Annotated in this window: 12 protein-coding genes; all 12 read right to left on the reverse strand. The window is 69.4% G+C overall.

The features are described 5' to 3' along the window. Nucleotides 1-32 precede the first annotated feature (32 nt). Nucleotides 33-164: a hypothetical protein gene (locus tag AB0I53_RS01690; protein WP_358594811.1), complete on the reverse strand. Its 132-nt coding sequence runs from the start codon at nt 162-164 to the stop codon at nt 33-35. A gap of 73 nt (nt 165-237) precedes the next feature. Then, the gene (locus AB0I53_RS01695; protein WP_358594814.1) at nt 238-933 is read right to left on the reverse strand and encodes a hypothetical protein; all 696 of its coding nucleotides are present in this window, start codon (nt 931-933) and stop codon (nt 238-240) included. An 11-nt stretch (nt 934-944) separates the two neighbouring features. Next, nucleotides 945-1,640, reverse strand: coding sequence for a hypothetical protein (locus tag AB0I53_RS01700; protein ID WP_358594817.1), 696 nt, complete (start codon nt 1,638-1,640; stop codon nt 945-947). Then, nucleotides 1,637-2,800, reverse strand: coding sequence for a hypothetical protein (locus tag AB0I53_RS01705; RefSeq protein WP_358594819.1), 1,164 nt, complete (start codon nt 2,798-2,800; stop codon nt 1,637-1,639). Before AB0I53_RS01705 ends, AB0I53_RS01700 begins: the two co-directional genes overlap by 4 nt. Then, nucleotides 2,797-3,120 (reverse strand): hypothetical protein, encoded by a 324-nt coding sequence (locus AB0I53_RS01710; protein WP_358594822.1) that lies wholly within the window; start codon nt 3,118-3,120, stop codon nt 2,797-2,799. The genes AB0I53_RS01705 and AB0I53_RS01710 overlap by 4 nt, the downstream gene beginning before the upstream one ends. Nucleotides 3,121-3,883: 763 nt before the next feature. Next, the gene (locus AB0I53_RS01715) at nt 3,884-4,390 is read right to left on the reverse strand and encodes a YbaB/EbfC family nucleoid-associated protein (protein ID WP_358594825.1); all 507 of its coding nucleotides are present in this window, start codon (nt 4,388-4,390) and stop codon (nt 3,884-3,886) included. A gap of 93 nt (nt 4,391-4,483) precedes the next feature. Next, nucleotides 4,484-5,011: a hypothetical protein gene (locus tag AB0I53_RS01720; RefSeq protein ID WP_358594827.1), complete on the reverse strand. Its 528-nt coding sequence runs from the start codon at nt 5,009-5,011 to the stop codon at nt 4,484-4,486. A 90-nt stretch (nt 5,012-5,101) separates the two neighbouring features. Next, entirely contained in the window at nt 5,102-5,950 is an 849-nt protein-coding gene (gene pyrF, locus AB0I53_RS01725) for an orotidine-5'-phosphate decarboxylase (RefSeq protein WP_358594830.1), read from the reverse strand. Beyond that, complete coding sequence (carB, locus tag AB0I53_RS01730) at nt 5,943-9,269, reverse strand: carbamoyl-phosphate synthase large subunit (RefSeq protein ID WP_358594833.1); 3,327 nt, start codon at nt 9,267-9,269, stop codon at nt 5,943-5,945. Before carB ends, pyrF begins: the two co-directional genes overlap by 8 nt. A 139-nt stretch (nt 9,270-9,408) precedes the next feature. Beyond that, the gene (gene carA, locus AB0I53_RS01735) at nt 9,409-10,536 is read right to left on the reverse strand and encodes a glutamine-hydrolyzing carbamoyl-phosphate synthase small subunit (RefSeq protein WP_358594836.1); all 1,128 of its coding nucleotides are present in this window, start codon (nt 10,534-10,536) and stop codon (nt 9,409-9,411) included. Then, nucleotides 10,533-11,141 (reverse strand): transporter, encoded by a 609-nt coding sequence (locus tag AB0I53_RS01740; RefSeq protein WP_358594839.1) that lies wholly within the window; start codon nt 11,139-11,141, stop codon nt 10,533-10,535. The genes carA and AB0I53_RS01740 overlap by 4 nt, the downstream gene beginning before the upstream one ends. Beyond that, complete coding sequence (locus AB0I53_RS01745; protein WP_358594842.1) at nt 11,141-12,451, reverse strand: dihydroorotase; 1,311 nt, start codon at nt 12,449-12,451, stop codon at nt 11,141-11,143. Before AB0I53_RS01745 ends, AB0I53_RS01740 begins: the two co-directional genes overlap by 1 nt. Nucleotides 12,452-12,628: the final 177 nt, after the last annotated feature.

A 12,628-nucleotide genomic window follows, 5' to 3' on the forward strand; every position in this document is an offset into this window, starting at 1 on the left:
CATGACGACGACGGCGGCCCACTGCCCCAGGATCATCCGCCCCAGGTCCGCGGCCCGTCATCAGCGGTGAACCGCATCAGCGCGAAGCTACCGACGAACATGACCAGCGGAACCACGGCGCCCAGAACCCGCCGGCCCGTCCACCGCCACACCTCAACAGCCACTTCCACTCCTCGTTCACCGTCGGACCGCGCGATCTAGCAGCGTCGACAGGCTCGGAGCGTCGAAGGTGAGTCGTCAGCGGATGTTTTGGCGGATCGTGTCGGCGAGTTGGTCGGCCTTGGGGTGCTTGATGCTCAGGGACGAGCCGTCCGCGAACCAGAAGCGGAGGAACCGCACCGGCTTTCCGCCGCGCCCCATCGGCACCGGGGCGATCTCGCGGATGAAGTTCATCGGAATCTCGAAGCCACAGGTGACCGGGTCGTCCGGGGCCTCCCCGCCCCGCGACGCCACGCCGCGGACCACCGACTTCGCCGCGCCCAGCAACGAGAATCCCTGGGCGGCCTCCGTCGGCTGCGATGCCTCCTCCTCGGTGTGGAGGTGTTCGGTCTCCACCAGCACGCCGACCCGGTGGCTGGTCACGGCGAGGAAACTCGCCGTTCCCGAGGCTGTCAGGTTGTCCCCGAACCGGACGGCCGCATCTGCCGGCGCTCCGGCCTGCACGAATCCCCACAGCCCGGGATCGTGCACGAGTTCGTCCCCCATGAAGGCCCCGCTGCGCAACACCTTCATCGGAACCGGGCCCGCGCGGTGCTTCTCAGCGACCCGCACGCTCGGCCCGGCGATCACGTGCGGTACCCGGTTCACGCCCTGCACGTTCGAAGCGACGTAACCATCCCGCTCGTCGTTGCCGAACACGTAGACGAGCTGCTCCGAATTGCCCACCCAGTGCTTCACCAGGAGCTTCACCATCGACGAAGTACTGCGTCCCACCACGGCTCCCGTCATGCCCGGCCGTAGCTCATCGCTACCAGCCTTCGCCCGTCGTCTTCGGCCACGGACGGGCCGATCTCCAGTGCGGAACCGTCCGCGAGCTGGATCTTCAGGTAGTGAGTCTTCCCGGCCTTGTACTCCCGGCCGAGATTGCGGGTCGCCACGTCGCACGCCGCGACGACGGATCTCGGCCATTCGCCCAGGCTCCGCACGACCGGCGGCACCGGCCCGTCGTCGACCACCTCGGCAAGCTCAGCGGGCTCATCGCCCCCGCCGGAGAGCAACCCCGCCCCCATCCGCCGGGCACGGCTGAACAACGATCCCGTCTCGGCCGCAGGTGTCTCCTCGGGATCCGAAACACCGACGAGCGCCATCCGGCGGTCGGAAAGCACCCACACCGCCCGGCCGCCGTGCTGCCGGTAGACGTCGACCAGCGAAGCCGCCGCGCAGTCGGGTTGGCCGCCTACGACCACGCCCGCCGGTGCGTCCCGGTGATTCGCCTCGCTGCCGCCGAGGGCACCGTCCGCGATCTCCAGCAACGCACCGCCGACCCCGCCGGCGACCCGCGAGGCGAAGCCCTTCTTCGGGTTGCCGGTCGCATCCCGGCCGGCCACCTCGAAGAGGTACTTGCCCTGCGCGTCGATCACCCAGCAGATCGGCTCGCCCGACTGCGCCCACGACTGCCGCAACGCGACGACTTCGATCACGAGAAGCCCTTCTCCTGCGCCGCTTTCCGTTCCTGTTCGTTCATCTGACCGGTCGCCTGGTCCTCGCCCTTACCGTAGACGTACTCGGCGCCCTGCTCGATCGCCGCGTCCTTGGCATTGGTCATGCCCGCATCGAAGAGGGCGCCGGTGAAGCGGGTCTGGCCGCCGAGGGTACTCGTCAGGAATCGCTGGGCCAGGTTCCCGGAAAGCGCCTCCGAACCGGTCACGCCCTGCATGAACCGGTTGCCCGTGGTCGAGGCGAAATCGTCGCCCGCCCTCGTGAGGGTGTTGAACAAGAGGTTCGAGTCAAGCTTCCGCGCCACGAACTGGGAGACCTTCCCGCCGTTGCGCAGCTCGTTCATCTTGTCGATGACCTTCCGGAGCTTGCCGACCTCGCGGACCTTCTGCAGCAGCTCCTCGAGGCGCTTGACCAGCTTCGCGATCTGCATCTGGATCTTGGTGACCCGCATGGTGATGCGCACGCCCGTGGAGCCGACCTGGACCGTGGTCGTCGCACCCGCGGTCGCCACCGATGCACCCGCCGTGATCCAGGACGCCGCCAACGCCGCCAGCCACTGAACGATCAGGCCGATGACCAGCTCGGTGATGATGTCGATGACGAACTCGACGAACATGTCGAAGATGTCCGCGATCATGTCCAGCGTGCCCTTGAGGTCGCGGACATCCGCGGCCAGGGCCTTCGTGCCCTCGCCGAACTCCGTCATCTGCTTGCGGAACGCGTCGCCGTCCTTGCCGACCCAGGATTCCGCCGTCGCCTGCGCCCGCTGCGACTCCTGCTCGGCCACCTGGTCGAGCCACTTCGCGACGTTCTCCCAGCCCTCACCGGTGGAACGCATCTGCTCCGGGTCGCCGATGGCGAACTCCGCGAGCTCGATCAACGGGCTCAACACGATGGACACCAGGAAGCCCAGACCGTTGCTCATCAACGCCTGGCCGGGGTTGGTCAGCAGCTCCAACTGCTCCGCGCGGGCCGACACCATGGCCACGCCCCACTCGGGCGGCGACGAGGCGTCCGCCAGATCCTGGGAAGTACCCACCAGCGACGAGCCGCGGCCCGCGGCCTGCTCGAACGCGTTCTTCGAGTTTCCGTCGCCCTTGTTCAGGCTCTGGAGGTCACCCGGTCCCTGCGGCGCGCTCACCCGCCCAGCCCCTCTCCGGCCTTCTTCAGCGTCTCCGAGATCTGCTGCTCGGTGTCCGCGTAGTCCTTGACCGTCTCGTCCAGCGCTTCCTTCATGTGCTGCAGGAACTCCTGTGCCTTGCTCGCCAGGTCCTTGCAGGAGTCCAGGCTTTCGAAGTACTTGCTGCTCAGGCCCACGGCGTCGCCGATGGGACCGAAGCACTCGTCGCCCACCTTGGCCTGGTGGAGCAGGTCGGCGAGCTGGCCGAACTTGTCGGCCAGGCTCTCGCATCCCTGGCCATGGCCGGTCAACGTGCCCGGCGTCATCTTCAAATCAGTCAAGGCAGCACCCCCTCAGCGAAGAAACGAGCCTGCAGAGGAGTCGTCATCATCAGAATTCCGCTGCGGCAACCGCTCGGACGTTGCGGCACCCGCAGATGGTTCCCGACGAAAGGCAAACAATTCCGCCATTCCCGCAGATATGGTCGTTTCGTCTTCGATGTTCTTTTTGATCCCCGCGAGGCGAGCAACGGCAACGCAAAACGGACAAAGTCCGGCAATCTGCCACCCGCGATCACGCCTCGCATTCTAAGCCCGGCGCTCCCGCCCAAGGCCCACTCCCAACCAGCAAGACCAGGCGGCACCACCTCATCCCCTGCTCAAGCACGAAACCGTCGACGAAGTCATTCCGGGCAAACCTGGCACCGCCCGCGCTCCCGCTCTTGATGATGAAGCGCTCGGGAAGCCGCCGAAGAACTCCGGTCACCGCGGAAACGCCCGAGTTTGCGACGAACTTCGCATTCCTCCTCGGTGCCGCGCCTCATAGCGGCCAACCATTGCCCTCGGCCCTCGCATTGACACCGCCCACGTGCCGCCGCTCACATTTTCGCCGAAGCCGAACTCCAAAACCCGAGCCCATGCGACAGGAGAAACCAAAATCGGATCTCCATCGCCGATTTCACGGCCGGCCGACTGCCATTGCGCAAGGCCGGCACACCCGAAACCACGGCACACTGCGGCGAAGCCGCGAACCCTCGACCCTCGCAGACAAAGCAAGCACGCCAACCGCGACCGGTTGGCGTGCCCAGCGTCAAGACGATCTCCCTCAGCGCAGGAAGGAGCCCGAGGAGAAGTCGTCATCGTCGTAGCCCGCGCTGCGCTGCGGCGGGCGCTGCGGCGTTGCCGGGCTCGCCGGCGGCGCGCGGTGCGCCGCGGGCGGTGGCGTGGGGCTCTCCGGCTCGGGCGTTTCGTCTCCCGCGGTCGGTTTGATCGCCACGCCTTCGACGTTGAACGCTTCCTGGAACTTGTCGAACTGGTCGCCGAGGATCGGTGCCACCGCTTCGTTCATCTGTTCCGCCGCGCTCGACGTCGCCTGGCGGATGGTCGCCATGATCTGCTGCTGCAGGTCGTTGGCCGACTGGCGAACCGCGTTCGGCGCCAAGCGCAGGTCCAGCACTGCTCCCGACGGAGCCACGGTCACCGTCACCGACCGGTCCGGACTGCTCGCCGTGCCCTGCATGCCCTGCATCGCGGACTGCAGTTCCGACGCCTTCTGCGCCTGCTCCTCGAACTTGCGCATCATTTCCTGGATGCGCTCAGACGCGCTGCTCACCGTCTGTCCCCTTAGCTTCCGGTCCGTTGGTTCGAGACTATCCGACCGTCCACCACGCCTAGCGTCGTTCGGAAATCCGTTCCCGCGAGCAAATCAGCCGCGGGCGTGCAATCTGTTGCTGAAACGGACACGGCGCGCAATTTGCGCGAGCACCACCACGATCATGAGGCTGGACGCGGTCATCAGACCCATCAGAACGTTCAGCCCGGTCTTGTCGTAGCGCTCCGGCAGGAGCACCGACGTGGGCCCCGTGCAGCGGACCTCGGCGGCGCCGGAGAACCACGCGGGTTCCGGCCGCGGCAGCCGCGAGCTGCGAACGCTGTTGGCCGGGCGGTCGGGGATGAACTCGCGCGCCTCGCCGGACTCCGGGATCACCTGGCACCTCACGTACTCGTCCCGGTGGGCGGCGAGGCCGAACGGCTGCCCCTGCTCCAGCTCCACGTGCGCGACCGGGCTGGCCGTGGCCGCGCCCTTGCCGGTGCCCCCGGCCCAGATCGCGGCCCCGGTGGAAACCAGGAAATAACCGCCGGTGACCAGCCAGAGCAGCAGGAGGACGATGATCCAGCGCAGCACGCGAGGCGGTTTCTTCTGCGCGACGGCGCCATTCGTTGCGGGATGCACGTGAACTTCGTACCAGACACCCTTTGCCGCCAACGCAAAGCGAGGGGCATCTTCGGCCGGCTCGGCCGAGGATGCCCCTCGCTCGGGAATTCAGCCCTGGAGGAGGCCGGTCACCTCGTCGCGGATCTTGTGGGCCGCCGCGCGGAGGCCGTCGACCGTCGGGCCGTGGCGGAGGACGTCGCGGGCCGTCGCCGGGAGGACGTTCGGCAGCGCCGCGCCGAACACCGCCCGCAGGCCCTGCACCGTCGCTCCCTGGGCTCCCAGGCCCGGGGCCAGGATCGGGCCGTTGAGGCGGGAGAAGTCCAGCTCGTCCGGGCGGATCGTGGCTCCCGCCACCACCCCGACGTGCCCCATCGGCTCCGCTCCCGCGTTGCTCTCCGCCGCCGAGTCCACAATGTACTGGGCGACCGAGTCGCCGCTGCCGTGGATCGACTGCTGCAGGCCCGCGCCCTCCGGGTTGGACGTCCGCGCCAGCACGAACACCCCGCGCCCCGTCTGCTCCGCGATGCCGATGGCCGGTGCGAGCGAGCCGTAGCCGAGGTACGGCGACACCGTGATCGCATCCGCCGCCAGCGGCGCGTGCTCGTCCAGGTAGGCCATCGCGTACGCCGTCATCGTGGAGCCGATGTCGCCGCGCTTGATGTCCAGCAGCACCAGCGCGCCGGCCTGCTGCGCCTCCCGGATCGTCTTCTCCAGCACCGCGATTCCCGCCGAGCCGTACACCTCGAAGAACGCCGACTGCGGTTTGAGCACCGCGACCTCGCCGGCCAGCGCCTCCACCGCGGTCATCGCGAACCGCTCCAGCGACTGCGGGTTTTCGTCGAGGTCCCAGGCGTGCAGCAGCGACGGATGCGGGTCGATGCCGACGCACAGCGCACCGCGCGCCTGCACCGACTCCGCCAGCCGCCGACCGAAGCCCGCCCGCAGCGGATCAGTCATTGCTCTGCTCACCGCCCTCCCGCAGGGCCGCCTGCAGCGCCTGCAGGGGCCGGACGCCGATGTTGCCCTGGATGGCGGCTTCGATGCCCTGCACCGCCGCCGCCGCGCCCTGCACCGTCGTGATGCAGGGGATGTCGCGGGACACCGCCGCGGTGCGGATCTCGTAGCCGTCCACGCGCGGGCCCGGGTTGCCGTACGGGGTGTTGATCACCATCTCGATCTCGCCGGCCTTGATCAGATCGACGATGTCGCGCTCCGGGCCGTCCTTCTCGGTGTGCTTGCGCACCAAGGTCGACGGAATCCCGTTGCGGCGCAACACCTCCGCGGTGCCGCTGGTGGCCAGGATCTCGAACCCGAGGTCCGCCAGCCGCTTGACCGGGAACACCAGGGCGCGCTTGTCCTTGTTCGCCACCGACACGAACACCCGGCCCGAGGTCGGCAGCGAACCGTACGCGCCGGCCTGCGACTTGGCGAAGGCCTGCCCGAAGGAGACGTCAATGCCCATCACCTCGCCGGTGGACTTCATCTCCGGCCCGAGCAGCGAATCCACCCCGACGCCCTCGCGGGTGCGGAACCGGTGGAACGGCAGCACGGCTTCCTTCACCGCGACCGGCGCGTCTATCGGCAGGTCCGCGCCGTCGCCCTCCGCGGGCAGCAGGCCTTCCGCGCGCAGGTCCGCGATCTTGGCGCCGAGCATGATCCGGGCCGCCGCCTTGGCCAGCGGCGCGGCGGTCGCCTTCGACACGAACGGCACCGTCCGCGAGGCGCGCGGGTTGGCCTCCAGCACGTACAGCACGTCGTCCTTGAGCGCGTACTGCACGTTCAGCAGACCGTGCACGCCGATGCCCTGCGCGATGGCCTCAGTGGACTTGCGCACCTGCTCGATGTCCTGGCGCCCCAACGTGATCGGCGGCAGCGCGCACGCCGAGTCGCCGGAGTGGATGCCGGCCTCCTCGATGTGCTCCATCACGCCGGCGAGGTAGACGTCGGTGCCGTCGCAGAGCGCGTCCACGTCGATCTCGATCGCGTCGTCGAGGAAGTTGTCCACCAGCACCGGGTGTTCCGGCGTGACCTCGGTGGCGCGGGCGATGTAGCCCTCCAGCGACGCCTCGTCGTAGACGATCTCCATGCCCCGGCCGCCGAGCACGTAGGACGGCCGCACCAGCACCGGGTAGCCGATCTCGTCGGCGATCCGCTTGGCGCCCTCGAACGACGTCGCGGTGCCGTACTTCGGCGCGGGCAGGCCCGCCCCGGCGAGCACGTCGCCGAACGCGCCGCGGTCCTCGGCCAGGTGGATCGCCTCCGGCGGCGTGCCCACGATCGGCACCCCGGCGTCGGCCAGCCGCTTCGCCAGGCCCAGCGGGGTCTGGCCGCCGAGCTGCACGATCACGCCCGCCACGGTGCCGGACTGCTGCTCGGAGTGCACGACCTCCAGGACGTCCTCGAAGGTCAGCGGCTCGAAGTACAGCCGGTCCGAGGTGTCGTAGTCGGTCGAGACCGTCTCCGGGTTGCAGTTGACCATCACGGTCTCGTACCCGGCGTCCCGCAGCGCCATCGCGGCGTGCACGCAGGAGTAGTCGAACTCGATGCCCTGGCCGATGCGGTTCGGGCCGGAGCCCAGGATGATCACCTTCGGCCGCTCGCGCTGCTCGGCGACCTCCGACTCGGCCGCCGGGTCGGACTCGTAAGCCGAGTAGTGGTACGGCGTCCGGGCCGCGAACTCCGCCGCGCAGGTGTCGACCGTCTTGTACACCGGTCGCACGCCCAGCCGGTGCCGCAACTCGCGAACGCCGTCCTCGCCGGCGAGTTCCGGCCGCAGCGCGGCGATCTGCCGGTCCGACACCCCCGCCCGCTTCGCGCGCCGCAGCAGCGCCGCGTCCAGCACCGGCGCCTCGACCAGCTCGCCGCGCAGCTCGACCCACGCCGCGATCTGGTCGATGAACCACGGGTCGATGCCCGAGGCCTCGTGCACCTGCTCGATCGAAGCGCCCAGCCGCAGCGCGCGCTCCACTGTGTACAGACGTCCGTCGTGCGGCGTGCGCAATTCGTCCAGGGTGGACTCGACGGTGACGCCTTCCGGGTCGGCCTTGGTCCAGAAACCGGCCGCCTTCGTCTCCATCGAGCGCAGCGCCTTGCCCAGCGCCTCGGAGAAGCTGCGGCCCACCGCCATCGCCTCGCCGACGCTCTTCATCGTCGTGGTCAGCTCCTGGTCCGCGCCCGGGAACTTCTCGAAGGCGAACCGCGGCACCTTCACCACCACGTAGTCCAGCGTCGGCTCGAAGCTCGCCGGGGTCTCGCCGGTGATGTCGTTCTGGATCTCGTCCAGCGTGTAGCCCACGGCCAGCTTCGCGGCGATCTTGGCGATCGGGAAGCCGGTGGCCTTCGACGCCAGCGCCGAGGACCGCGACACCCGCGGGTTCATCTCGATGACCACCATCCGGCCGGTGTCCGGGTGGATGGCGAACTGGATGTTGCAGCCGCCGGTGTCCACCCCGACCTCGCGCAGCACCGCGATGCCCACGTTGCGCATGTGCTGGTACTCGCGGTCGGTCAGCGTCATCGACGGCGCCACCGTCACCGAGTCACCGGTGTGCACGCCCATCGCGTCGATGTTCTCGATCGAGCAGATGACCACCACGTTGTCGGCGTGGTCGCGCATCAGCTCGAGCTCGTACTCCTTCCAACCGAGGACGCTCTCCTCGATCAGCACCTCGTGCACCGGGCTCTCGGACAGCCCGAAGGAGGCCATCCGTTCCAGGTCTTCCTCGGTGTGCGCCATGCCCGAACCCAGGCCGCCCATGGTGAAGCTGGGCCGGATCACCACCGGCAGGCCGCGCTCGGCGACGAACGCGCGCACGTCGTCCATCGACTTGCACACCGCCGACTCCGGCACCTCGCCGCCGACGGTGCGCACGATGTCCTTGAACCGCTGCCGGTCCTCGCCGCGCTGGATCGCCTCGAAGTCGGCGCCGATCAGCTCCACGCCGTACTTCGCCAGCACCCCGCGCTCGTGCAGCGCGACCGCGGTGTTCAGCGCGGTCTGCCCGCCGAGGGTGGCCAGGATCGCGTCCGGCCGCTCGGCGTCGATCACCTTCTCCACGAACTCCGGGGTGATCGGCTCGATGTAGGTCGCATCGGCGAACTCCGGGTCCGTCATGATCGTCGCCGGGTTCGAGTTCACCAGCGAGACCCGGATGCCCTCTTCGCGCAGCACCCGGCACGCCTGCGTACCGGAGTAGTCGAACTCGCACGCCTGACCGATCACGATCGGCCCGGAACCGATGACGAGTACGTGCTTGATATCGGTCCTCTTCGGCATCAGCGCAGTACCGCCTCTCCGCGATTCACAGATGTGGTTGCGTATCGAGGCATCTCTCGTTCCGAGGTTTCCTCTGGGCGCTTTGCGCCACGGTCCCCTGAGGTGCCGTTACGCACGACTCGATTTGACGTAGCGCTATTCATGACCGAACCGTCTCCGTCATCAGGTCAACGAACTTGTCGAACAGCGGCGCGGCGTCGTGCGGGCCCGCCGCCGCCTCGGGGTGGTACTGGACGCTGAACGCCGGGCCGTCGAGCAGCCGCAGGCCCTCGACCGCGCCGTCGTTGGCGCAGTGGTGGCTGACCATCGCGCGGCCGAAGTCGGTGTCGAACCGCTCGCCCGGCTCGCCCTCGACGGCGAAGCCGTGGTTCTGCGCGGTGATCGCGACCTGGCCGGTCTCGACGTCGATCACCGGGATGTTGATGCCCCGGTGCCCGTAGCGCAGCTTGTAGGTGCCGCGGCCGAGCGCGCGGCCGAGGATCTGGTTGCCGAAGCAGATGCCGAACAGCGGCAGCTTGCGGTCCAGGGCCTGGCGGGTCAGCTCGACCTGCCGGTCGGTGGTGGCCGGGTCGCCGGGGCCGTTGGACAGGAACAGCCCGTCCGGCTTGACCGACAGCACCTCGTCGAGCGTGGACGCCAGCGGCAGCACGTGGACCTCGATGCCGCGCTCGGCCATCATCCGCGGCGTGTTGGACTTGATGCCCAGGTCGAGCGCTGCCACGGTGAACCGCTTCGCGCCGACGGCCGGCACGACGTAGGGCTCGGCGGTGGTGACGTCGCCGGCCAGCGAGGCGCCGACCATCTCGGTGCTCGCCTTGACCGCGGCGATCATCTCGTCGTCGGAACCTAGTTCCGGCCCGGAGAAGATGCCGCCGCGCATCGCGCCCAGCTCGCGGACGTGCCGGGTCAGGGTGCGGGTGTCGATCCCGGCGATGCCGACGATGTCCTGCCGCTCCAGCTCCTCGACCAGCGACCGGCGGGAGCGCCAGTTCGACGGGATGCGGGCGGGATCGCGGACGGCGTAGCCGGCGACCCAGATCTGCTTGGACTCGTCGTCCTCGTCGTTCCAGCCGGTGTTGCCGATCTGCGGCGCGGTCTGCACCACGATCTGGCGGTGGTACGAGGGATCGGTCAGGGTCTCCTGGTAGCCGGTCATGCCGGTGGTGAACACGACCTCACCTAGGGTGCGGCCCACCTTGCCGTAGGCCTCCCCGCGGAAGATCCGGCCATCCTCGAGCACCAGTGCGGCCGGGATGTGGTCGCTCATTTCTCCTCCTGCCGCGACTCGTCGGAGTCGCGGGTCGTCTCGGGCAAGTGGTCGCTTCCGGGTCGTGAGTGCGAAACCGTGCTGGAGCCCGGCTGTTCACTCACGACCTCCTCAGCGGGCGCCAGCGCCCGGACCGCCTCGACCCACTCGGTCTGCGTTGTCTTGTCGTCGCCGCGGAACCCGGTGTCCAGCAGCTGCTCACCCAGCCGCCAGGTCACCACGACCAGGCCGGCGCCGGGCACCACCTTGTTGGCCAGCTTGTGATCCAGGCGACTGTCCACGATGGACTCCGCCGGGATCCACAGGTCGCTGGCCCCGGTTCGTCGCAGCAGCAGGCCCGAGGCGTGCAGGTGCGCGGTGCCGTTGGCGCGGTGCCCGATGTCGCCGACCGCGATGCGGTCCTGCCAGTCGGTCGCCTTCGTGGTGCCCACGTACATGCCGGTCGCGGCGGGCAGCAGCTCCTCGCCCGGCTCGGCCGGCGGCGCCGGGAAGTCCGGCAGCTCGGCGGCCTGCCGACGGGCCCGGTTTCTCCAGCCCCGCCACATCCCGAAGAAGACCAGGGCGACCAGCGCGGCCATCCCCAGCACCCACAGGAACCGTTCCATCAGCGCGTCACCTTGCCCTCGTGCGCGGTGAGCCGCCCGCGCAGCAGCGTCGCGACCACGCGGCCGGGCAGCCGCATGCCCTCGAACGGCGAGTTCTCGCCGAGGCTGGCCAGCTCCGCGCCGCGCACCGTCCACTCGGTGTCCGGGTCGACCAGCACCAGGTTCGCCGGTTCGCCCGCGGCGACCGGCCGGCCCTGGTCGGTCAGCCCGGCGATCTCGGCGGGCCGCTCGCTCATCACCCGCGCCACGCCGCGCCAGTCCAGCAGGCCGGAGCGCACCATCGTCTGCACGACGATGCCGAGCGCGGTCTGCAGGCCGAGCATGCCGGGCTTCGCAGCGGACCACTCGCAGTCCTTGTCCTGCGCGGCGTGCGGCGCGTGGTCGGTCGCCACGCAGTCCACGGTGCCGTCGGCCAGCGCCTGGCGCAGCGCCAGCACGTCGGCGTCGGTGCGCAGCGGCGGGTTGACCTTGTTCACCGGGTCGTAGGTCTCCAGCCGGTCGTCGGTCAGCAGCAGGTGGTGCGGCGTGACCTCGGCCGAAACCTGCCCGGACGACTCGCGCGACTTCCACCAGCGCAGGATCTCGGCGGTGCCCTCGGTGGAGACGTGGCAGATGTGCAGCGTGCCGCCGGTGTGCCCGGCGAGCAGGCAGTCGCGCGCCACGATCGCTTCCTCGGCCGGCGCGGGCCAGCCTGCGAGGCCCAGCCGGGCGGCGTTCGCGCCCTCGTGCGCCTGCGCGCCCACGGTCAGCCGCGGCTCCTCGGCGTGCTGCGCGACCACGCCGCCGAAGGACTTCGTGTACTCCAGCGCGCGGCGCATGATCAGCGGGTCGTGCACGCAGTGGCCGTCGTCGGAGAACACCCGGACCTCGGCGATGCTGCGGCGCATGGTGCCCAGCTCGGCGAGCTTCTCGCCCTTGAGCCCCACCGTCACCGCGCCCACCGGGTGCACGTCGACCAGGCCGACCTCGCGGCCGCGCCGCCACACGTGCTCGACGATCACCGCGTTGTCGGCGACCGGATCGGTGTTGGCCATCGCGAAGACCGCGGTGTAGCCGCCGAGCGCGGCGGCCATCGAACCGGTCTCGACGGTCTCGGCGTCCTCCCGGCCCGGCTCCCGCAGGTGCGTGTGCAGGTCCACGAAGCCCGGCAGCACCACGGCCCCGCCGCCGTGCACGATCTCGTCGACATCCGCAGCGGGATCCGACTTGAGACCAGGGCCGATCTCGGCGATCACCTGGCCGTCGATCAGCACGTCCACCGGATCGCCCTCGCCGTACGGGCGGACGTCCTTAAGCAGCACCCGGCTCATGACTGGTCCGCCTCTCCGCGATTCACAGTGGTGGTTGCGTTCAGCCCAATCTCCCGTTGCGTGGTTTCTTGTGGCTGGGTTGCGTCACGGTCCCCTGGGGTGCGGTTGAGGAGGACTGAGGTTGACACAGGGCTACTCATGCCCGTTCCGCCTCTCCGCGATTCACAGTTGTGGTTG

The sequence above is a fragment of the Saccharopolyspora sp. NPDC050389 genome (assembly GCF_040655595.1).
GTDB lineage: Bacteria > Actinomycetota > Actinomycetes > Mycobacteriales > Pseudonocardiaceae > Saccharopolyspora.

Bases quoted from the DNA above. Each gene is read 5' to 3' on its own strand.
- pyrF (WP_358594830.1), bottom strand. From the start codon at position 5,950: ATGACTGATCCGCTGCGGGCGGGCTTCGGTCGGCGGCTGGCGGAGTCG.
- carB (WP_358594833.1), bottom strand. From the start codon at position 9,269: ATGCCGAAGAGGACCGATATCAAGCACGTACTCGTCATCGGTTCCGGG.
- carA (WP_358594836.1), bottom strand. From the start codon at position 10,536: ATGAGCGACCACATCCCGGCCGCACTGGTGCTCGAGGATGGCCGGATC.
- AB0I53_RS01740 (WP_358594839.1), bottom strand. From the start codon at position 11,141: ATGGAACGGTTCCTGTGGGTGCTGGGGATGGCCGCGCTGGTCGCCCTG.
- AB0I53_RS01745 (WP_358594842.1), bottom strand. From the start codon at position 12,451: ATGAGCCGGGTGCTGCTTAAGGACGTCCGCCCGTACGGCGAGGGCGAT.